This window comes from Paenarthrobacter sp. NPDC091669, from assembly GCF_044756725.1.
Classification (GTDB): domain Bacteria; phylum Actinomycetota; class Actinomycetes; order Actinomycetales; family Micrococcaceae; genus Arthrobacter; species Arthrobacter bambusae_C.
The window spans coordinates 125,501-145,051 of sequence record NZ_JBIVTK010000004.1 but is presented as its reverse complement, the minus strand read 5'-3'; the positions used below and the strand labels follow the sequence as shown (position 1 = coordinate 145,051).

Sequence of the window (19,551 nt, the reverse complement as noted above, 5' to 3'; positions counted from 1 at the left end):
TGATCACTGGATATCACCCCGTTCTGAACCGGGGGCGGTCTGCCGGAACGACCTTAAGGCACGCCTGCGCACATCCAGTGGTATGCCGGCCTTGGCGGAGAGCATCACAACATGTTTGCCGGGGGCCGCCCCGTGGAGCAGCCGTTCGATGTCCGCTTGGTCCAAGGGCACCTCGTCGGAGTGGACAATTCCGCACATCTCACTGATGCTGGCGGCAGGGCCGCCGGTGACTTCGTCCACATACAGGCCGTACAGCATCATCTCGGAGAAATGCAGCTCCGCTCCGACAGCTGTGTGCCAGTCTCGGCCCGTAACGTTCTGGATGTGCTGGAGCAGGTTTCTCACCACGGCCGGTTCCCAAAGGCACGGCCAGCAGATGTAGTCAGCCAGGTCACCTTCGGGAGGAGGCGGCAGCCCCAAGAGCCGACGGCCTGAAACGTGCCACTGCCTGTGCCCGGGAAGGGACGCATCAACAGCCCCTGGTGCGCGGTAGAGGGCGATCCTGCCGTCCTTGCGGAACGTATCAAGGTTGGTATCGCGGATGAGCAGGCTGTCGGAGTCAAGGAGCAAGGCGCCGTCAACATGAAGTGCTGCAACCACGGCGAGTTTTAGTATCTGTTGGGCGATCCAGCCACGAACCGGCGGCCACGGATGGGCTGCATTGATCCAGACGTTGAATCGCGAAAGCCTGATAAACGAAGACGGCAGGAATTCGCTGGCTGCGTGCACCTCTGTCCTGGGCCCTCGGAGGACAGCGAAGACCCCCAAGTCCCGATCCGGGACGATGATGTGATGGACCACGCCGGGGCCGGTCATTTCGAGGACCGACCGGTTAAGGTCAATGCACAACTCACGATCGGGCACATAGCTTGGTGTGACCACCGCAAGGTCGCTGCCCGGTGAGGAACCGGCACCATTCACTGGCAGGTTTACCATCATGATTCCCCCGCACCAGTATGTCCGCCCGCAGGGAGGGAAGTCCTCTCACGGAGCAGCCCCCGCACGGTTTGCACCAGCAGCCTCCCCCGCCGGTACGTCAACGCTACGTATACCGCTCCACCCAGGAAGCCCCCCAGCAGAAGCGCCATCAAAGGCTCCGTCACGCTGACGCTTGCAAGCCACGCCGTTGATCCGGCGATTATGGCGGCCGCGAGAGGGACAAGACTTCCACGCACCAATTCCCAGGCGCCAACAGCCAGCACGGATTTGAGCGCCACCACATACAAAGGGATGACCACCAGACAGGCCACTGCAGCATGCGCGATTCCCGCCCCGGCAATCCCCCACCATTGAATCCCAACGATGAGTGCCGGAGTGAGGCTCACCAGCCAAGCCACCTGCAACCAGAACAGCCACACAGTTCGACCGGCGCCCACGCACAGGTCAGCGAAGACTTCCACCAAGATCCGAGTAGCGCCGAAGACTCCCAGTGTTGCCAGCGCTATCCCGGCCGGCGCCCATGCGTCCCCATAGGCCACCACTATCAAAGGGTGCGAAAGAGCTATCACCATGGCCGAGATCGGGAATGCGCAGTAGGAAATACCGGCCACAAACCTGCCCGCCACCGCCCCCAGGGTGCCCTCCGCGAACAGTCGGCCAAAGGTGGGCACCGCAGTGGCCCGTATGACCGCAGTGATCACCGAACTTGGCAGCCCGGCCAGGTTGAACGCCAACAGGTACAAGCCCAATGCCGTTGGATCGAGCATCCTGCCTATCAGAAGATAGTCCACGTTCAGGGTCACGAACACTACCAGGTTGGCCAAGGCCAACGGCATTCCCAGGCGGAGGATCTCCGCGGCCACTGTACGGTCAAAGCCCGGGGCGTACCGCTGGGGAGTGATGATCCAATAACCCGCCAGGGCCACCAGCTGCCCACCCACCCGGGACCAGGCGAGCGCCATGGCTCCCCAGCCGTCCAAGGCCATCGGAACCACCAGTACCAGCACGGTGACCAAGCTGCAGAGGTCGACGACGACCCTCGGCTTTTGCAGGAACTCCCGCCACACCATGGTGGAAGGGAGGGCGCCAGCCCCTTGAAGGAGGATGGTGAGCGAGAGCACTTGGATCACAGGCGTCGCGGCGGGGTCATCAAACGCTGCTGCCAAGGCAGGTGCCAGGGCGATTGCTGCCGCCGTCATGACGCCGCTGGTGACCAGTGCAATGGAGAAGACGGTAGGGGCGATTTTGTCCGGATCCCCGGTGCCGCGCGCCAAGGCGGCGGTTGCACCAAGCTCGGCCATGTTGGTGGCGATGGTCTGCACCACAATTGCTACCGCCAGCGCCCCGAAGTGCTCCGGAGCAATCATCCGGGCCACGATGATGGTGGTGGCAAACTGGACGATCCGGCCCAAAGCCATGTTGACGCCACCCCAGAGGGTGGCGCTCGCAGCCCGGTTGCCCAGTGTGCGGTCCTGGCCGCTGACGGTGGTCACGAGATTCCCGTCATGGCCCATAGCCGCCAGCGGACCCGGTCCAGCTGGCTCCGCACAAAATCAGCGGCAAGCCTCCCTGCCCTTGGTTTCCGGCCGCGGGCTGCCCGGGTGATCCTGGCATGCAACGCGTTGGCCCTGTGGATATTTCCGGGAACCTCGTGCAGGCCCTCGATGAATTTCCGGAGCTCGACTGCGGCCTCCACTGATCCGCCCTGGTTGATTTCCCTGAACCCCAACTGGGCGGCTTCCTTGCTGAGGGCGCACTTGGCCCGCTGCACCTGCCGTGCCCGGTTGTTCGGGTTGCCCGGAAACCGGGAGTCTTCAAGGACCCGGAAGGCCTCCAAGCGGTGCTTGAGATCCACGGCGGCCGCTGCGAACTCCGTCTGATGCATGTTGGCCCCATGGACCCGGTAGTACGCCTGCACCGGCCCGTTGATCCTGCCCACATCCCAGGAGCCCGCGGCCCGCAGCCAGTACTCCAGGTCCCCGGAGTGCGGCAGCGTGGTGCTGTAAGCACCCACGCTGAGCACTGCCGCGGTCCTCATGACTACTTCGGGTGAGAGGATGAAGTTCCTCCCGCGGGCGCACGCCAGGGAAATCCATGCCCGGCCTTCCCACACAGTCCAGGTGCTGTGGTCGTAGGAGGAGGGGGCCGGCGGCTTGTCCGTGAAGTCCCGGGGCAGGCCGTACACCATTCCAACCCGGGGGTTGGCTTCCATCAGCGCGGCAGCCCGGGCCAGCGCACCGGGGGCTATGACATCATCCGCGGAGAGAAGCGTCACGTAGCGGCCCCGCGCCCTGGAGAGGCCGTCGTTGTATGTGGCAATGTGCCCTTTGTTGGTCTCGTGGAGGACAACGCTGATGCGCGGGTCCTCGGAGGCCAGGCGCCAGGCCACGGCGGCGCTGCCATCCGTGGACGCATCATCGACCACGATGACCTCGACATCCACGCCCTCCTGCGCCAAAGCACTGGCAACAGCCTCAGGCAGGAAGTGTCCGTAGTTGTAGCACGGCACCACCACCGAAACACTCACCGGGCGCCGAAGGGGGACGGGACGCATCAGTTTCATTTGATGCCCTCCAGTGCGGGTGAATTTCCGCGCCTGATGACCCGCGCCGGGACCCCGGCCCAGGTTTCCTCCGCCGGTACGTCGGTGAGGACCGCCGCGCCCATTCCGATCGTGGCGTTTGCTCCGATGGACGTGCGCTCGCGGACACTGGCATTCATCCCGACGTAGGCGGCACGGCCGATGTGGACGTTGCCCCCGAGCGAGACCCCTGAGGCGAAGGTAGCAAAATCGCTGATGTCGTCGTCGTGGGTGAAGGTCACTCCGGGCATGGCTACCACGTGGTCGCCGATCGTCACGGAGGCCGTCATGCTCACGTGGGCCAGGAGGATGCTGCCCTTGCCGATCATGCAGCCTTCGGGTACCTGCACGGAGGGGTCTATGGCCGTGGCATATCGCCCTTCATCCAGCCCCAGGGTCCTGAGCCGCATGACAACGGCTTCCCGCCCCGATCCGGATCCGATGCACACCAGCAACAATGCGTGGGGGAAATTCAGGGCGTCCCGGATGGGGCCAAGGACGTGGGCGCCGTCCACCACCCGCCCGAGTTTGTCTTCGTCGTCGTCGAGGATCCCGATCACGTCAAAGGGCCCGTTGCTGCGGACCATGGCCAGGACCTCCCTGGCCAGGCCGCTGGCTGCTATGAGGAGAAGTTCGCTCATGTCAGTGGACCTGCTGCCCGGAGTACGGAATCGATGACCCGGACCTGATCGTGCAGGGAAAGCTGGTGGTACAGGGGCAGGATGAGCGTGTGGTCAGTCAGCCATTCGGTGGCCTCCAAGGATGCCTTCCCGGTGTCTTTGCCGGCGTAGGCCGGTTGGCGGTGGGCTGCCATGATGCCGCGTCGCGCGGAGATTCCATCCTCGGCCAAAACAGACATCAACCCGTCGCGTCCCAGGGGGAAACCTGGGCCGACTTCAAGCCAGCAGGACTGGAAGTTGCTGATCCCGTAGTCCGGGTCGCCGACCAGGCGTAACCCCTCGATTTCTGCGAAAGCGTTGGCATACGTGGCTGCCAGTTCCCGCCGCCGCTGGATGATTTCCCGGAGTCGCCCCAGCTGGACGAGTCCGACGGCGGCCTGAAGATCGGTCATGCGGTAGTTGAACCCGATTTCGAGGTACTCCTCCGGGGGCGCGAGAATGCTCGCGTGCCGGTCGGCAGCAGAGACGCTCATGGCGTGTTCACGAAGGCGCCTTGACGTATCAGCAAAGTCCTGCCGCGAGGTGGAGAGCATGCCTCCCTCCCCCGTGGTGAGGATCTTGCGTGGGTGGAAGGACCACGCGGCGACTTCCGCGCCGGCCCCCACGGCCCGGCCGTGGTAGCGGGAACCGATGGCGCAGGCAGCATCTTCCACCACGGTGATGCCCAGCGGATCGCACATTTCCCGGATGGGAGCCAGATCAACGGGCACTCCGCCTTGATCCACGGCGATGACCGCCCTGGTGGCCGGAGTCAGGGCGGCACGCAGTGTCTCTGCAGTGACACAACCGGTGGTGACGTCGACGTCGGCGAACACCGGACGGGCCCCCACGTATGTTGCTGCGTTGGCTGTGGCAATGAACGAGAACGACGGGACCACTACGTCATCGCCAGGCCCCACGCCGGCCACCACAAGGGCCAGATGCAGAGCTGATGTGCAATTGGAGGTCGCCACGGCGAAGTCTGCCTGTTGCAGCAGGCAGAACGCTTCTTCGAACTGGCGGACTTTGGGACCTTGTGCCACCCACCCGGAGGCGATCACCTCGGCCACGGCCTGCGCCTCGTCCTCGCCCAGCCACGGCTTCATGACGTCGATGCGTGCCAGGTGGAGGCCGGAGGCGGTCATCTCGCACCAGCTACCGGAGCGCCAGGGCGGTGGGTGGTCCGTGCTGCGGCAATCTCTTCGCGCAGTGGCCGCCACCAGGTGACCAGCGAGCGCAGTCCATCCTCCAAGCCAACGGCAGCCTCGAAACCGAGGTCCTCCCGTGCGGCCGAGGTATCGGCGAGGCGGCGTGCCACGCCGTTGACGGCCCTTTCCGGTCCGTGCTCAAGGTGCAGCGGTGACTCCATGACCCCCAGCAGCGTGTGGGCCAGCCCGGCGAGGCTGGTTTCGGTTCCGCTGGCCACGTTGTAGACACCCTCGGTGACGTCACTGACTGCTGCCAGGACGTTGGCCCGGGCCACATCGGCGGTGTGGATGAAGTCCATGGTCTGCTGACCGCTGCCGAAGATCAGCGGCGGCCGGCCATCGACGATCCGCTCCATCCAACGGACCAGCACCTCGGTGTACAGCCCGTGGACGTCCATTCGTGGGCCATATACGTTGAAGTACCTCAAGGCCACATAGTTCAGGCCGGTCATCGCCCGGAAGCTCCTCGCCATGCCCTCGTTGAAGGACTTGGCTGCGCCGTAGAACGTGTCGTTGTTGTGATGGTGGTGGCGTTCAGTGGTGGGGAATTCTTCGGCCATGCCGTAGACAGAAGCACTGGAGGCCAGGATGAGTTTGTCCACGGGGTGTTGGGCGGCGGCCTCGATCACGTTGAACGTTCCGTCCACCAGCACTTCAAGTGCCAACCGTGGTTCCTCGGCACATTGGGTGATGCGGATGGCGGCCTGGTGGAACACCAGGTCTTTACCACGGGTGAGGTCATGCACCAGGTCGCGGTTCCCCAGGTCACCTTCCACCAGGTCCACCCGTTCACTGGCCAAGGCGGCGTCCAGGTTTGCGAGGCGTCCCCGCACCAGGTTGTCCAGGACGTCCACGTGCGCCGCACCGGCGTCGAGCAGTTGGTCAACCAGCGTGGACCCTATGGTTCCGGCGCCACCGGTGACCAGGACGTCGGCGCCCAGGAGCCGTTTCACCGTGCGACCTGGAGATTAACCTCGTTGCCGGCCACCACGGTGGACTGGCCGTCGCTGCTCAGGCTTTGGGTGACGGCCTCCAGGACAGACAGGACGCGGAGCCCTGATTCACCGCTGGTACGGGGCATGGTGTGGTTCCGGATGGAAGCAGCGAGCTCGGCCACCACCTGGCCCAGGGGCTCACGTTCCTGCAGGGCAGGTGACCACGTGTCGCCGAGGCGGTAGGAAATGGCGGAGGTCCGTTTATCTGCCGCTGACCGGGGCTGGTGTTCCAGGCTGACCCCGCGATCGTAGACGCTGAGGCGTTGTTGCGGATTCAGGTCATCCCACACAAGGGTCCTTTTCGATCCCCCGATGATCATCTGCCGGATCTTGGTGGGGCTGAGCCAGTTCACGTGGATGTGCACCATGGCGTCGTTGGGCAGGCCGAACGTCAAATGTCCCACGCAATCACGGCCGGTACCCAGCGGATCAGCCCCATGGGCCGCGATCTCCGTGGGATGCAGGCCGCCCGGCAGGACGAAGTCCAGGATGGAAAGGTCATGGGGAGCCAGGTCCCAGAAAACGTTGACGTCCGGTTGGACCAGGCCCAGGTTGATGCGGACCGAATCGACGTAGAGGATATCGCCCAACGCGCCGGTGGCTACGAGTTCCTGGATTTTCAAGACTGCCGGGGTGAAGCAGTAGGTATGGTCTGCCATCAGGACCAAACCCCTGGCTTTGGCCTCTTCCACCATTTCCAAGCCTTTTGCCCGGCTGTCCGCCAAGGGCTTTTCCACCAGCACATGCTTCCCGGCGCGCAGCGCCGTCATCACCACTCCGTGATGGGTATGTGCCGGTGTCGCCACCGCAACGGCGTCGAGGTTGTACGTGTCCAGCAGTTCGTCCAAGGACTCGACGACGGCCACGCCACCAACCGTTTCGGCGAGCCTGAGGCCGCGTTCCACGTCCAGGTCGCAAATGGCCACCAGGTCCCAGTCAGGGCTTGCTTTCAAGTTCCTGGCGAGATTGGGACCCCAATAGCCTGCCCCGACCACTGCGATGCGAAGCCTGGGCCGTACTGCGTGGCCGTTCAGTTGTCCCGATGGAATTGTTCGTATGCTCATTTCCCACTCGACTTCTGTGTTGAAAGCGCGGTTCTTGTCAGGTACTGCATGGCGTTCACTAGTAGGCGCCGGACGGCCGGGTCATCGCCCGGAACGTCCGCCACATGATCATCAGGTCCCCCGCTATTGACCAGTTCTCCACGTAATAGAGATCCAGCCGGACTGCCTCGTCCCACGGAAGGTCCGAGCGTCCATTGATTTGCCACAACCCCGTGATTCCGGGTTTGATCAACAGCCGACGGTGCGTATGGCGCTCGTAACCGCTGACTTCCCGTGACAGTGGCGGCCTGGGCCCCACCAGGCTCATGTTCCCCACCAGGACGTTCCAGAACTGCGGCAGTTCATCCAGGGAGTACTTGCGCATCCACCGGCCGCACCGGGTAACGCGGGGGTCTCCGCGGATCTTGAACAGCACGCCGGCGCCCTCATCCTGGCTGCTGAGCGCCTCCAGATGTGCTTCAGCGTCAACCACCATGGAACGGAATTTCAGCATCTGGAAGGTTGTGCCCCGCTTTCCGATCCTCTCCTGCTTGAACAGGACAGGCCCGGGGCTGTCGGCCCTGACGATCGCGGCCAGGAGGAGAAGTACGGGTGCCAGGACGAGCAAAGCCGCTGCAGAGACTGTGATGTCCATCAGCCGCTTGAGCGTATGCTTGCCGCCGGAGTAGTGCGGAATATCCACGTGCATCAGGGGAAGTCCCTCTACGGGCCGCCAGTGGATGCGCGGTCCTGCCACGTTGGTCAGGGTCGCGGCCAGAACCAACTCAGCGGAATTTTCCTCCAGCCGCCAGCCAAGTTCCTGGATGAACTGGTTTCCACCAGGAACCGGGCCGGCAACGATCACGGCGTTGGCACCTGTCTGCCGGACGGTATGCGCCACACCGTAGATGGAAGACAGGACCGGTACGCGCAGGTGGTCCACCGCCAGGACAGTACCGCGACGGGCACCTGGGAGGCAGGCACCCAGGATGTCGTAGGCGGCGCCGGACTTTCGGTTGATCTGCTTGATGACGTATCTGACGTCCTGCGGTTCGCCCACAACGATCGCGCGGGAGAGGCAACGGCCCTTCGACTTTTCGTGGCTCAGCCAGCGGCGGAAGCCCCATCTGCTTCCGGTCAGGGCCACCAGGCCCAGCGGCAAGGAGACAAGGACAAAGGAACTGACATCCTCCAAACGGAACACCACCGCAACGATGCCCAGGAATCCGAAGACCCGGAAGCTGGCAGAAAGTACCCGCTTGTACTCCTCCGGGCCTACTCCGAGCACTTTGGGATCGCGGGTCCTGTACACTTCCAAGGCCGCCAACCAGACCACTCCGAGGATCAATCCCATGGAAAGGTGTTGGGCATGTGCCGGGCTTCCGGGCGATGCGCCCACTCCCCCGGGGTTCAGCGCTGACCCGGCCAGGACAGCTCCGGAAACCAACGCTGTGTCAGCGAGCCGGAGGCTGGTGGTCAGGAAGCGCGTCCACGTCAAACGGTCTTTGAGCGGTGCCTTGATCCGTGTACGGCGGTGGGTGACTGGCGGCGTCGCGAGGTCCAGGGTGACATCCGACCCCAGCGCCGCCAGTCCCGCCTTTTCAGTCCGCTGTGCAGCAGCGGGCTTGCCAATCCAGGGAGACGCCGGCGGATTGACGTTGGCGGCGGCAGGGTCGGTTCGGAAGGCTGACCCCGCGGGGGCATGAGCCGCACCCTGGGGTGCCGCTGCCTTGCCTGATCCCAAGACTGGAACTTTCACCATGTCAGCCCTCTTTGCAGACCTGCCGTTGCCTACCTATCAGTGAAGCCGCGGCGCTCCGAAGGCGCACCAGTAGTCGATACTCAACTTTGCGCAGCATTACCTATGACCCCTACGTGCAAGTACCTGTCCGGGGGTGCCGGGACTACGTGCCCTGACTGCAGAAATCCCCGGAAATCCGGGCATAAAGGGCTACAAAGATGACGACAAGGCACAAAAAACCGGCCGCCCCATGGCGGCCGGTCGGAGGGGTGCCTAGTCCTCGACGATTTCGAGGTCTTCGTCGAGCACCTCGTCGTCTTCGTCTTCCTCATCATCGAAGACCTGGAGCGGAGTAACCTCGGAATACGCCTCGTAGAGTGCGTCCTCATAGACTTCGAAAGCGTCGGCAACAGCGAAGAACGCGGCCTCGACGGTGGGGTCCCCCTCGCCGCGGCGGGCGGAGGCGGCAGCCAGGTGCTCTTCGAGGGCGGCGGTCAATGATTGAAGCGCGACACGCGGATCGATGCTCATGCCTTCACGTTAGCCGGAAAAGGACGAAAATGGAGAGGGATGAGAGAACAATTTCCAGGTAGCTCCGTAGAGCGCCAAAGAGACTATGCACGTCAGTACGAGTACCTCGTCCTGACGGTGGGACCTGACGATTCCCTGCCCGAGGCACGGCGCCGGATCGCGGAGCATTCCGAATACGGCAAGTGGGAGCTCGAACGCAGCGTTCTCTACCTCGGCGGTGGCCGCCGTTTTTGGCTGCGCCGCAAAGTGTATTCGGTGCAGCGGACCGTCTAGGCTCCTAATCGTCCAGCGGCCCCAACCAGGCGTTGGCCACCGTGTTGTGCGCTGATTCGTCGTTGGACGGATGGAAGATTCCGGCCAGGACGTCCCGGTAGAGTCGTTCCATCTCAGAGCCCCTGAAATAACTGGAGCCTCCCGTGACCCGAATGGCAAGATCCACCACGTAGCGCGCGTTTTCCGTAGCCCTGGATTTGAGTCCCACCAGCAGGGGGAACCACTGGGCTCCGTGGTCCACCAGGTTGTCGACGTCGCGGGCAAGGCTGGATATTTGTGGCGCGATACCATCCATGGCCAGTGCGGCGTCGGCCACCTTCCACCGGATATCAGGGTCCTGGGCGAAGCTGCGTCCCCCGTGCTTGGCCGACACCCGGCGTTTGACGTTCTCCACTCCAAGAGTGAAAGCGCGTTGGGCCACCCCCGTGTAGACCGCGGCGAGGAGGGTTTCGAAGCACGCGAAAATGGCGAAGATCAGCAGGTCCTTGTTGGGTCCTACCGGGAGCTTGCGGAAGATCCGCTCAGCCGGGACAACAGCGCCATGCAGGAGCGTGCTGTTTGATGCGCTGGCCCGCATGCCCAGGGTGTCCCAGTCGCTGAGGGTTTCGTGTCCGGGCTCGTCTCGGCGCAGAAAACCGAAAACCAGCTCCCCCTCACCTGACCTGGCGTCGGAATCCTTTCCGAAAGTGCCCAACCGGGTCCAGCCTCGGGAAAGGCTTGTGAAGATCTTCCGGCCGGTGAACTTGTAACCTCCATCGGGCAGCGGCTCGGCAACGGTGCCCGAGTCGAACAACATGGAGTCGTTGCCCGCTTCGGAAATGCCGAAAGCAAAAACTTCCCCCTGCCCCGCTTCCTTCAGGACGAAGTCCAACGAGTTGTCGCCGCGGGCGGCCATGACCTGCGCGACGCCGGTCCACACCAAGTGCATGTTGACGGCCAGCGCTGTGGCCGGGGCAGCCGTGGCGAGCCGCTGCTGCAAGGCAGCTGCCGCTTCGAGACCGAGCCCGAACCCGCCGTCGGACTCCGGCACGAAAAGCTTCAAGTAGCCGGCCGCGGCCAGCTCCTCAAGATCCTCGTGGAAGAATCCGTTGTTTTGGTCGTAGCCGGCTGCGCGGCCGCGCAGCCGCTCAAGCAGGGCGTCGGGGAGGATTTCCTCGGGAGCCATTACCAGGCCTCTTTCTCGTTGATTTCGGTCTAGTAGTTGTTCAGCAACCTGTTCAGGACGCGGGCGCCGAATTGGAGGGACTCGGCCGGGACACGCTCATCGACGCCGTGGAACATGCCGGTGAAGTCAAGATCATCAGGAAGCATCAAGGGGGCGAAACCATACCCGGTGATGCCGATCTTGCTCAAGGACTTGTTGTCCGTGCCGCCGGAAAGCGTGTAGGGAAGCACCTTGGCGCCGGGATCCTCGGAGTGCAGGGCGTCGATCATGGAATCCACCAGGTTGCCGGCAAACGGCACTTCCAAGGACACATCCTTGTTGACATAGCTGATGTCGATGCCCTCGCCCGCAAGCTCCTTGATGGTCTCGAACACCAGTTCCTGCTGGCCGGGAAGCGTCCTGCAGTCCACGAATGCCTCGGCCGACTCCGGGATGACGTTGTGCTTGTATCCCGAACGCAGCAGCGTGGGGTTGGAGGTGTTCTGCAGCGTCGCACCCACAAAGCGGGCTACTGTGCCGAGTTCCTTCAGGATGATGTCCGGGTTGTCGGCATCGAACTCGACGCCGGTCAGTTCGGTGACGCCGTCCAGGAACTGGCGGGTGGTAGGGGTCAACTCCACCGGCCACTTGTATTCGCCGATCCTGGTGACGGCCGCGGCCAACCGGGTGACCGCGTTATCGGTGTTGATCTGCGATCCGTGGCCCGCGCGGCCATGTGCCACCAGCCGGAGCCAGGAGAGGCCCTTCTCGGCTGTCTGGAGCAAGTAGGTCCGCTGGCCGCCGATGGTGGCGGAGAAGCCACCCACTTCGGAGATTGCCTCGGTGGCGCCATCAAAAAGCTCGCGCCGGTGTTCGATCGCGTATCGGGCGCCGTAGGTGCCGCCGGCTTCCTCGTCGGCGAAGAACGCGAAAATGATGTCGCGCTTGGGTTTGCGGCCGGTCCTGGCGAAGTCGCGCATGACCGAAAGGATCATGGCGTCCATGTCCTTCATATCCACGGCGCCACGGCCCCACACCAACCCGTCCTTCAATTCGCCGCTGAACGGATCAACGCTCCACTGGTCCTTCAAGGCAGGAACCACATCCAGGTGTCCATGGATCACCAGGGCGTCGGCTGACGGATCCTCGCCCGCCATCCGGGTTACGACGTTCGCGCGGCCGGGGGCGGATTCGAAGATTTCTGCCTCGAGCCCCACTTCAGTAATGAGGCCGGCCGTGTATTCGGCAGCCGCGCGCTCCCCCGGTCCGGTGTCGTCGCCGAAGTTGGAGGAGTCAATACGGATCAGCTCCTGGCAGATCCGGACAACTTCATCTTCGGGGCGGATGACAGACATGGAAACTCTCCTTGCGTGGCTGGGCTGCAGGTTTCGGCGACGCGCACTGTGGCTTCCACAGTGAGGCGTCCCCCATCCCATCAGCCTACTCACCGGACGCGGCCGCCGTCAGGAATGCATGGCGCCGGAAGTCGCCGGGTGTCCCTCCGTGCTGCCCTGACCAGCGCCGATTTTATCGGCACCGGAAACCGTGTTAGAGTTTTTCTCGCTGCTTCGGAGGAAAGTGAAGCACCGGAAGGTGCAAATGACTCAACCGAACACCACCTGCGCGGGTGGCGGAATGGCAGACGCGCTAGCTTGAGGTGCTAGTCCTCGAAAGGGGGTGGGGGTTCAAGTCCCCCTCCGCGCACTATCGCAAGGCCTGGAATCCACGGATTCCGGGCCTTGTTTTGTTTGCGGCCCTTGTCGTGTTGATGTGGTGCCGCATGGTCGGCCCGTGCAGTTCCAGGGCAGCAGACAGTGTTTAGCGACGACGGTTTAACGACGACGGCGGCGGTCACCATATGGTGACCGCCGCCGTCGTCGATATCCACGGGACGGAGCTCAGCCCAACGAAGCCACGGTGCCGGTGAAATGACGCCGGCCGCTGCGGGCATTCCACGCTGCATAATCCGAACGTTCCCAACTTCCTGTACCTGACTGGATCGTCGAAATGTCCACGGCGACCCGTGCCGGGAGGAACACCGGAGCCTCAAAGGAAACGTCCCACGTGAAGGCGTCGGCTTTGACGGCCCCCACGTCAGCCAGCGCGCGGGAGGCAAGGTACATTCCGTGGGCAATGGACCCACGCAAGCCCAGTGCCTTGGCAGAAAGGACGCTGAGGTGGATCGGATTGAAGTCGCCGGAGACCGTTGCGTAGCTTCGCCCGGTGTCCAAGCCGAGTTGCCACAGTGCGGTGGGGTTTGGAGGAGAAAAGTTGCTGGGTGCTGATGCTCCGTTGGCGCTTCCGGGTTTGTCGATGCCCGGCAGGAAGATGCCCTTGGCCAAGTACGTGGAGACGCCACGCCAGAGCAGTTCGTCACTGGAGGCCGAACGGACCTCCGCCACGACATCCACTTGGGTTCCGGCTTTGTGGCCCGCAAGGTTCTCAGCCCAGGACCGGATGTCCAAGGCCTCGGAAAAGGCAACGGGAACCCGCTGCTCCACATGGTTCTTCAGGTGGATCATTCCCAGGAGCGGCAACGGGAAATCATCCCGGTTCATGACGCTCAGGGACACCGGGAAGGCCAAAGCATGGACATATCCGGCCGGCAGGGTGTCGCTGGCCGTCTCCCCCACCAGATGTTGGTACGCGGTCAGGTTTCCCACGTCTGCCTTGACGTTCCTCACTTCGTGGCTGACTGAGGGCAGGCTGTGCCGGCCTGTTGCCGCGCCCAACACCCGGCGGCGGGCAGCCGTTGCTGCCGCGTTGACGTAGAGCTTGGAAAGTGAGGGCAGCTCTCCGAGGATCACTGGCTGGGGGTTGGTCATGCTCCCACCAATTGCTGACCGCAGACCCGCAGGACCTGGCCGGAAATTCCACCAGCGGCGTCACTGGCCAGGAAGGAGATGGTCTCGGCGACGTCCCGCGGCTGTCCGCCCTGCTTGAGCGAGTTAAGCCTGCGGGCAGCCTCGCGGATGGCAAAGGGCATCCGGGCCGTCATTTCGGTTTCTATGAACCCGGGGGCCACCGCGTTGATGGTTCCATTGAAGGGTTCCATCAGCAGGGCCGTGGACCTCACCATGCCGATCACCCCGCCCTTGGAGGCGCCGTAATTGGTCTGTCCCCTGTTGCCGGCGATGCCACTGGTGGAAGCCACCGAAACGATGCGCGGTGCGTCCTTGAAGTGTTCGGACGCCAGAAGGACCTCGTTGATGCTCAGTTGGGCTGCGATGTTGACCGCGATCACCGACTGCCAACGGCTTTCGTCCATGTTAGCCAGCAGCCTGTCGCGGGTGATTCCGGCGTTGTGGACCACGATGTCGAGCCGGCCATGGCGTTCCACGGCGTGCTCGATGATCCGGTGGCCGGCGTCGTCACGACTGATATCGAGCTGAAGAGCGGTGCCCCGTACCTCGTTGGCTACGGCAGCCAGGTGGTCCCCTGCCGCCGGGATGTCCACTGCAACTATTGTGGCGCCGTCGCGGTGCAGGGTCCGGGCGATGGCAGCTCCAATACCCCGGGCCGCCCCGGTGACTATTGCGACCTTGCCGGCCAGAGGCTTGTCCGGGTCGCTGGGCAAGGTGCCCAACGTCGAGCTGACTGTCAGGAACTGTCCGTCCACGTAGGCCGAACGCCCGGAGAGGAAGAACCTGAGTGCACCCATTGCCGAGGGGCTGGTGGTGGCGAGGTCGTCGTCGAGCAGTATGCCGTTGGCGGTGGAGCCTGCACGGAGTTCCTTTGCCAAGGACCGCACCAGCCCGTCAATGCCCTGGCGCGCTGCGGCCCCGGCAGGGGTTTGGGCTGACTGGGATGTCCGGGAGATGGTGACTACCCGTGCGTTGGTGCCAAGATCGCGGAGCGACGTGCCTGCGGTCAGTACGGGCTTGGCAAGGTCTCCGGGGTGCTGGACAGCATCGAGGACCACAATGATGGCGCCCAGTTTTTCCTTGGGCAATGCGTTCCGCCGAACGTCAAGACCCCAGCCGAGGAGTGTGGTGGCAATATCATCCGCACCCGGACTGTCTCCGTTGACCAGGACCGGGCCGGTGACCAGCGGGCTGCCGGGTTGATAGCGGCGAAGCTCCACCGGCTGCGGCAATCCGAGCCGTTTGGCGACGTCCCTTCCCAGGCCGTGGCTCACCAGTTGTGTGTATTTGTCCGTCATGGAGTTCCCCCTATGCTGCTTCCAGAAGGGCAACGACGCCCTGGCCGCCTGCAGCGCAGACGGAGATCAGGCCGCGGGCCGGACGCCCGTCCACGGAGCCCTTCTCATGCAGCATTTTCGCAAGTGATGCCACAATCCTGCCACCGGTAGCGGCGAACGGGTGCCCGGCAGCCAATGACGATCCGTTGACGTTGAGCTTGGCCCGGTCCACCTTTCCGAGCGCTCCATCGAGTCCGAGCCTGGTACGGCCAAAGTCTTCGTCCTCCCAGGCGGCGAGTGTGCTCAGGACCGTGCCGGCGAATGCTTCGTGGATTTCGAAGAAATCGATGTCCTCGAACGTCAGACCGTGACGGGCCAGCAGGCGCGGAACCGCGAAGACGGGCGCCATGAGGAGGCCGTCCTTGCCGTGCACGAAGTCCACTGCGGCGGCTTCGCCGTCCAGGACCGTTGCCAGCTTGGGCAGGCCGTGGGCGTCAGCCCACTCACCCGTTGCGAGCAGGACGGTGGATGCGCCATCAGTGAGCGGTGTCGAGTTGCCCGCCGTCATGGTCGCTTCCGCGCCGAGGTTCTTGCCGAAGACCGGCTTCAGCGATCCAAGTTTCTCCAAGGTGGTGTCTGCGCGCAGGTTGGAGTCGCGGGTGAGGCCGCGGTACGGAGTGATGAGGTCATCGAAGAAGCCGCGCTCATAAGCTGCAGCAAGATTGCGGTGGCTGTTGAAGGCAAGTTCATCCTGGGCCTCGCGGCTGATCTTCCACTGCGCCGTAGTGAGCGCCTGGTGCTCCCCCATGGACAGGCCTGTGCGTGGCTCACCCGTGTTCGGTGCGTCCGGAGCCAGGTCCTTGGGGCGGATACGGCCGATGATCTTGAGTTTCTGGACAGGGGTTTTGGCGCGGTTGAGGTCCAGCAGGATCTCACGCAGTCCCTCGCTCACGGCAATCGGGGCGTCGGATGCAGAATCCACTCCGCCGGCTATGGCTGACTCAATTTGCCCCAGCTTGATCTTGTTGGACAACCCGATCACTGTTTCGAGCCCGGTTGCGCACGCTTGCTGCAGGTCATAGGCGGGAGTTTCCGGTGACAGCGCCGAGCCGAGGACGGCTTCCCGGGTGAGGTTGAAATCCCTCGAATGCTTGAGCACGGCTCCGGCCGCTACCTCGCCAATGCGTTCGTCCTGCAGCCCGAACCTGGCAATCAAGCCGTCCAGTGCCGCGGTGAGCATGTCCTGGTTGGAGGACTTGACGTATGCGCCTCCGGTGCGGGCAAAGGGGATGCGGTTGCCGCCCACGATGACCGCCTTGCGTGGTGCTTGGGGGGTGGAGCCCGGTTCGCGGGTCCCACCTGTGGTGACGTCTGCTGCAGCCATGCTGGTCTCCTTCGATCAATGCCAGTTACTGATACCCAGCGTACCTGATACGCTGGGTATCGTGAACAGTCGCCACGAAGAATTCGCCAGTGCCGCAGCGGATGCGCAGAATACCGCCGTCGACGGCCGGGCTGCCCGTTGGCAGTCCCACCGTGAGGAGCGGCGTGCCGAGCTCATCCGGCAAGCGCGAAAGGCCGTTCACAGGCTTGGTAGTGACGCGTCCATGGAGGACATAGCGGGAGCCGCCGGTACGTCGAAGTCTGTCTTCTACCGCTATTTCGGTGACAAAGCCGGACTTCAGCAAGCCATGGGCGAGGTGGTGCTGGGGCAAATGCAGCGTCGCATGCAGGAAGCCGCGCAGCTGGCCCAGACGCCCCGGGAAGGGTTGTTCGCCATGGTCTCCGCCTACCTCCAGATGGCCGAATCAAGCCCCCATGTGTATGCGTTCATCACCCGGCTCACGCCCGGCGAAGCCTCAGCTCAGGACGCCATTGCTGCGTCAGGAGCGCTGGGAAACTTCTTTGAGCAAATCACCGGGATGATCGCCACCCCCATGCGGGAGTACTTGGGCGAAGAGAAGGAAGCGGTGCTTGTGTATTGGCCCACCGCCGCCATCGGCCTCGTCAGGAACGCCGGTGAAATGTGGCTGGGGAGCCCGGCAGGTGGCACCAAGCCGGACCAGGAAACCATGGCAGCTCAAATCACGGACTGGCTGTGCCTCGGCATTGCTCCAGCGCTCAAGACATCCACCTGACACCAGCAATGACTCATCAGTTGTCGGAACCAAAGAAGGAAGCAACATGACTGAAGTAGTGGACCGGACCGCATCCGCCCAGCACCCCACAGGCAGCAAGGATGCCGCCTCCGGCGCCGAGCCTGCGGTGGACGTCGCCGGGCTTGGAGAGCAACTCCTTGGCAAGTGGGCGCACATCCGCCACGAGGCCCGCAAGGTCGCGGGCAATCCGGCGGTACAAAAGATCGAAGGGCTTCACCATACCGAGCACCGCGCCCGCGTGTTCGAGCAATTGAAGTTCCTGGTGGACAACAACACCGTCCATCGTGCCTTCCCCACCCGGTTGGGTGGCTCCGACGATCACGGCGGAAACATCGCCGGCTTCGAAGAGATCGTCACGGCCGATCCGTCACTTCAAATCAAGGCCGGCGTCCAGTGGGGCCTGTTCGGCTCTGCCGTGATGCACCTCGGAACGGTGGAACACCAGGACAAGTGGCTCCCCGGCATCATGAGCCTGGAAATTCCCGGCTGCTTCGCCATGACCGAGACCGGCCACGGCTCTGACGTTGCCAGCATCGCCACCACGGCGACGTACGACGAAGCCAGCCAGGAATTCGTCATCAATACACCTTTCCGGGCGGCGTGGAAGGACTACATCGGCAATGCTGCCAACGACGGCCTCGCCGCTGTGGTGTTCGCCCAGTTGATCACCAGGAACGTCAATCACGGAGTCCATGCGTTCTATGTGGAACTCCGGGATCCAACCACCAAGGAGTTCCTTCCGGGCATTGGCGGTGAAGACGACGGCATCAAGGGCGGGCTCAACGGCATCGACAACGGCCGGTTGCACTTCACCGATGTTCGGATCCCCCGCACCAACCTGCTGAACCGCTACGGTGATGTGGCTGTGGACGGCACCTACTCTTCCAGCATCGAGAGCCCGGGGCGCCGTTTCTTCACCATGCTTGGCACCCTTGTCCAGGGACGTGTTTCCCTTGACGGAGCAGCGGTTGCCGCCAGCAAGCTGGCATTGAAGACTGCCATCCAGTACGCCACTGAACGCCGTCAGTTCAACGCCTCCTCGGCAACTGATGAGGAAGTCCTCCTGGACTACCAGCGGCACCAGCGCCGGCTCTTCACCCGTCTGGCCACTACCTATGCGGCCAGCTTCGCGCACGAACAACTCCTGCAGAAATTCGACGACGTCTTCTCCGGCGCGCACGACACCGACGCCGACCGCCAGGACCTGGAAACGTTGGCCGCCGCCCTCAAGCCGTTGAGCACGTGGCATGCCCTGGACACGCTGCAGGAATGCCGCGAAGCCTGCGGTGGCGCCGGATTCCTGATCGAAAACCGCTTTGCATCCCTCCGCGCGGACCTTGATGTGTATGTCACCTTCGAAGGCGACAACACCGTGCTGCTGCAGTTGGTGGCCAAGCGGCTCCTGGCCGACTACGCCAAGGAATTCCGCAGCGCTGACTTCGGTGTCCTTGCACGCTACGTGGTGGACCAGGCTGCCGGGGTGGCCCTCCACCGGACGGGGCTTCGCCAGGTAGCACAGTTTGTGGCCGATACCGGATCGGTTCAGAAGGCGGCGTTGGCTTTGCGGGACGAGGAAGGCCAGCGCACCCTCCTGGCTGACCGCGTGCAGTCCATGGTGGCCGAGGTTGGTTCTGCACTGAAGGGCGCCAACAAACTCCCCCAACACCAGGCCGCGGCCCTGTTCAACCAGCACCAAAACGAACTCATTGAAGCGGCCCAGGCGCACGCTGAACTGCTCCAGTGGGAAGCCTTCACCGAGGCCCTGACCCACGTCACGGATGAAGGAACCAAGCGCGTGCTGACCTGGCTGCGCGACTTGTTCGGTTTGTCCCTCATTGAGAAGCACCTTTCGTGGTACTTGATGAACGGCAGGCTCTCGATGCAGCGGGGCCGGACGGTGGGCACGTACATCAACCGGTTGCTCGTCAAGATCCGCCCGCACGCCGTGGACCTCGTTGATGCTTTCGGCTACGGTCCCGAGCACCTGAGGGCCTCGATTGCGACCGGCGCAGAATCCATCCGTCAGGACGAGGCCCGAAAGCATTTCCGTGAGCAGCGGGCCAGCGGCAGTGCCCCTGCCGACGAGAAAACCCTTCTTGCCCTGAAAGCGTCCAAAACCCGCTAGCAGAGCCAGGCA

At 63.5% G+C, this 19,551-nt stretch carries 17 protein-coding genes and 1 tRNA gene; 4 read left to right on the top strand and 14 right to left on the bottom strand.

Annotated features, from left to right (window positions below; genetic code table 11):
• Positions 1-3 precede the first annotated feature (3 nt).
• The 9 genes from ACIQLI_RS08315 to ACIQLI_RS08275 form a co-directional block, all read right to left on the bottom strand.
• On the bottom strand, positions 4-939 hold the full coding sequence (locus tag ACIQLI_RS08315) for a DUF6492 family protein (protein WP_354226753.1): 936 nt from the start codon (positions 937-939) through the stop codon (positions 4-6).
• On the bottom strand, positions 936-2,432 hold the full coding sequence (locus tag ACIQLI_RS08310) for an oligosaccharide flippase family protein (protein ID WP_354226751.1): 1,497 nt from the start codon (positions 2,430-2,432) through the stop codon (positions 936-938). Before ACIQLI_RS08310 ends, ACIQLI_RS08315 begins: the two co-directional genes overlap by 4 nt.
• Positions 2,429-3,493: a glycosyltransferase family 2 protein gene (locus ACIQLI_RS08305; protein WP_400387058.1), complete on the bottom strand. Its 1,065-nt coding sequence runs from the start codon at positions 3,491-3,493 to the stop codon at positions 2,429-2,431. The genes ACIQLI_RS08310 and ACIQLI_RS08305 overlap by 4 nt, the downstream gene beginning before the upstream one ends.
• Before the next feature lie 5 nt (positions 3,494-3,498).
• The gene (locus ACIQLI_RS08300) at positions 3,499-4,161 is read right to left on the bottom strand and encodes an acetyltransferase (RefSeq protein WP_354226747.1); all 663 of its coding nucleotides are present in this window, start codon (positions 4,159-4,161) and stop codon (positions 3,499-3,501) included.
• On the bottom strand, positions 4,158-5,324 hold the full coding sequence (locus tag ACIQLI_RS08295) for a DegT/DnrJ/EryC1/StrS family aminotransferase (protein ID WP_400387055.1): 1,167 nt from the start codon (positions 5,322-5,324) through the stop codon (positions 4,158-4,160). The genes ACIQLI_RS08300 and ACIQLI_RS08295 overlap by 4 nt, the downstream gene beginning before the upstream one ends.
• Positions 5,321-6,340 (bottom strand): NAD-dependent epimerase/dehydratase family protein, encoded by a 1,020-nt coding sequence (locus ACIQLI_RS08290; protein ID WP_400387052.1) that lies wholly within the window; start codon positions 6,338-6,340, stop codon positions 5,321-5,323. Before ACIQLI_RS08290 ends, ACIQLI_RS08295 begins: the two co-directional genes overlap by 4 nt.
• Positions 6,337-7,446 carry a Gfo/Idh/MocA family protein gene (locus ACIQLI_RS08285; RefSeq protein ID WP_400387049.1) on the bottom strand — a complete coding sequence of 370 codons (1,110 nt, stop codon included), beginning with the start codon at positions 7,444-7,446 and terminating at the stop codon, positions 6,337-6,339. Before ACIQLI_RS08285 ends, ACIQLI_RS08290 begins: the two co-directional genes overlap by 4 nt.
• 58 nt (positions 7,447-7,504) lie before the next feature.
• Entirely contained in the window at positions 7,505-9,187 is a 1,683-nt protein-coding gene (locus tag ACIQLI_RS08280; protein WP_400387046.1) for a sugar transferase, read from the bottom strand.
• Positions 9,188-9,439: 252 nt separating this feature from the next.
• A complete protein-coding gene (locus ACIQLI_RS08275; protein WP_089595109.1) occupies positions 9,440-9,697 on the bottom strand; it encodes a hypothetical protein in 258 nt (85 codons plus the stop codon).
• A 39-nt stretch (positions 9,698-9,736) separates the two neighbouring features.
• Between ACIQLI_RS08275 and ACIQLI_RS08270 the strand changes: the two genes are divergently transcribed.
• Complete coding sequence (locus ACIQLI_RS08270) at positions 9,737-9,970, top strand: DUF5703 family protein (protein ID WP_354226735.1); 234 nt, start codon at positions 9,737-9,739, stop codon at positions 9,968-9,970.
• 4 nt (positions 9,971-9,974) lie between these two features.
• Here ACIQLI_RS08270 and ACIQLI_RS08265 read toward each other — a convergent pair whose 3' ends face one another.
• The gene (locus ACIQLI_RS08265; RefSeq protein ID WP_400387042.1) at positions 9,975-11,135 is read right to left on the bottom strand and encodes an acyl-CoA dehydrogenase family protein; all 1,161 of its coding nucleotides are present in this window, start codon (positions 11,133-11,135) and stop codon (positions 9,975-9,977) included.
• Positions 11,136-11,164: 29 nt separating this feature from the next.
• Positions 11,165-12,469, bottom strand: coding sequence for a M20/M25/M40 family metallo-hydrolase (locus ACIQLI_RS08260; RefSeq protein ID WP_400387039.1), 1,305 nt, complete (start codon positions 12,467-12,469; stop codon positions 11,165-11,167).
• A 266-nt stretch (positions 12,470-12,735) separates the two neighbouring features.
• Here ACIQLI_RS08260 and ACIQLI_RS08255 point away from each other — a divergent pair.
• Positions 12,736-12,818, top strand: a tRNA-Leu gene (locus tag ACIQLI_RS08255).
• Positions 12,819-13,012: 194 nt separating this feature from the next.
• Here the strand turns inward: ACIQLI_RS08255 and ACIQLI_RS08250 are convergent.
• The 3 genes from ACIQLI_RS08250 to ACIQLI_RS08240 are packed head-to-tail and all read right to left on the bottom strand — an operon-like array spanning position 13,013 to position 16,639.
• The gene (locus tag ACIQLI_RS08250) at positions 13,013-13,939 is read right to left on the bottom strand and encodes a MaoC/PaaZ C-terminal domain-containing protein (RefSeq protein ID WP_400387037.1); all 927 of its coding nucleotides are present in this window, start codon (positions 13,937-13,939) and stop codon (positions 13,013-13,015) included.
• On the bottom strand, positions 13,936-15,276 hold the full coding sequence (locus ACIQLI_RS08245) for a 3-oxoacyl-ACP reductase (protein WP_400387034.1): 1,341 nt from the start codon (positions 15,274-15,276) through the stop codon (positions 13,936-13,938). The genes ACIQLI_RS08250 and ACIQLI_RS08245 overlap by 4 nt, the downstream gene beginning before the upstream one ends.
• A gap of 10 nt (positions 15,277-15,286) precedes the next feature.
• Positions 15,287-16,639 carry an acetyl-CoA C-acetyltransferase gene (locus ACIQLI_RS08240; protein ID WP_400387031.1) on the bottom strand — a complete coding sequence of 451 codons (1,353 nt, stop codon included), beginning with the start codon at positions 16,637-16,639 and terminating at the stop codon, positions 15,287-15,289.
• On the opposite strand from ACIQLI_RS08240, the gene ACIQLI_RS08235 reads away from it, so the two are divergent.
• Positions 16,638-17,393: a TetR/AcrR family transcriptional regulator gene (locus tag ACIQLI_RS08235; protein ID WP_354227244.1), complete on the top strand. Its 756-nt coding sequence runs from the start codon at positions 16,638-16,640 to the stop codon at positions 17,391-17,393. The two genes, ACIQLI_RS08240 and ACIQLI_RS08235, sit on opposite strands and share 2 nt — an antisense overlap.
• Before the next feature lie 46 nt (positions 17,394-17,439).
• Positions 17,440-19,539 (top strand): acyl-CoA dehydrogenase, encoded by a 2,100-nt coding sequence (locus ACIQLI_RS08230; RefSeq protein WP_400387028.1) that lies wholly within the window; start codon positions 17,440-17,442, stop codon positions 19,537-19,539.
• The last annotated feature ends 12 nt before the right edge of the window (positions 19,540-19,551 follow it).

Coding starts and splice junctions, on each gene's coding strand:
- ACIQLI_RS08240 (WP_400387031.1), bottom strand. CDS start 16,639: ATGGCTGCAGCAGACGTCACCACAGGTGGGACCCGCGAACCGGGCTCC.
- ACIQLI_RS08230 (WP_400387028.1), top strand. CDS start 17,440: ATGACTGAAGTAGTGGACCGGACCGCATCCGCCCAGCACCCCACAGGC.
- ACIQLI_RS08235 (WP_354227244.1), top strand. CDS start 16,638: ATGCTGGTCTCCTTCGATCAATGCCAGTTACTGATACCCAGCGTACCT.
- ACIQLI_RS08270 (WP_354226735.1), top strand. CDS start 9,737: ATGAGAGAACAATTTCCAGGTAGCTCCGTAGAGCGCCAAAGAGACTAT.
- ACIQLI_RS08245 (WP_400387034.1), bottom strand. CDS start 15,276: ATGACGGACAAATACACACAACTGGTGAGCCACGGCCTGGGAAGGGAC.
- ACIQLI_RS08305 (WP_400387058.1), bottom strand. CDS start 3,493: ATGCGTCCCGTCCCCCTTCGGCGCCCGGTGAGTGTTTCGGTGGTGGTG.
- ACIQLI_RS08265 (WP_400387042.1), bottom strand. CDS start 11,135: ATGGCTCCCGAGGAAATCCTCCCCGACGCCCTGCTTGAGCGGCTGCGC.
- ACIQLI_RS08300 (WP_354226747.1), bottom strand. CDS start 4,161: ATGAGCGAACTTCTCCTCATAGCAGCCAGCGGCCTGGCCAGGGAGGTC.
- ACIQLI_RS08295 (WP_400387055.1), bottom strand. CDS start 5,324: ATGACCGCCTCCGGCCTCCACCTGGCACGCATCGACGTCATGAAGCCG.
- ACIQLI_RS08250 (WP_400387037.1), bottom strand. CDS start 13,939: ATGACCAACCCCCAGCCAGTGATCCTCGGAGAGCTGCCCTCACTTTCC.
- ACIQLI_RS08275 (WP_089595109.1), bottom strand. CDS start 9,697: ATGAGCATCGATCCGCGTGTCGCGCTTCAATCATTGACCGCCGCCCTC.
- ACIQLI_RS08260 (WP_400387039.1), bottom strand. CDS start 12,469: ATGTCTGTCATCCGCCCCGAAGATGAAGTTGTCCGGATCTGCCAGGAG.
- ACIQLI_RS08315 (WP_354226753.1), bottom strand. CDS start 939: ATGATGGTAAACCTGCCAGTGAATGGTGCCGGTTCCTCACCGGGCAGC.
- ACIQLI_RS08280 (WP_400387046.1), bottom strand. CDS start 9,187: ATGGTGAAAGTTCCAGTCTTGGGATCAGGCAAGGCAGCGGCACCCCAG.
- ACIQLI_RS08285 (WP_400387049.1), bottom strand. CDS start 7,446: ATGAGCATACGAACAATTCCATCGGGACAACTGAACGGCCACGCAGTA.